We start from the raw sequence: 268 nt of genomic DNA, 5'->3' as shown, positions 1-268 counted from the left end.
ATAGCCCCAGTTGTACGCGTCCTTCGCGGCCGTCTTCCCCACACACTCCTGCTGCCGCTCCGAATCCGCCGGGAACGCGGCCAGGTCACAGTCCGGAACCGCCTGATCCGCCCTCCGCTCGGGAATCGTCGCGATGTCGAAGACGGGCAGCAGGTGTACGTACGACGTCCCCGCCTCGGCGAGCGCCCGCAGGTGCTTGGATCCGTCGCTGTCCTTGTCGGTGAACGCCAGATAGGTGCCCGGGTGCTTTGAGGTGCGGTCCTCGACC

1 pseudogene is annotated in these 268 nt (G+C 67.2%); it reads right to left on the bottom strand.

The features are described from left to right. A pseudogene (locus H5J33_RS36655) lies at nucleotides 1-268 on the bottom strand (DUF3372 domain-containing protein); the annotation flags it as partial.

The sequence above is a fragment of the Streptomyces sp. WELS2 genome (assembly GCF_013870595.1).
In the GTDB taxonomy this organism is placed as follows: domain Bacteria; phylum Actinomycetota; class Actinomycetes; order Streptomycetales; family Streptomycetaceae; genus Streptomyces.
The sequence above is the reverse complement of the archived record's forward strand: the minus strand, read 5'-3'. Positions and strand labels throughout refer to the sequence as shown.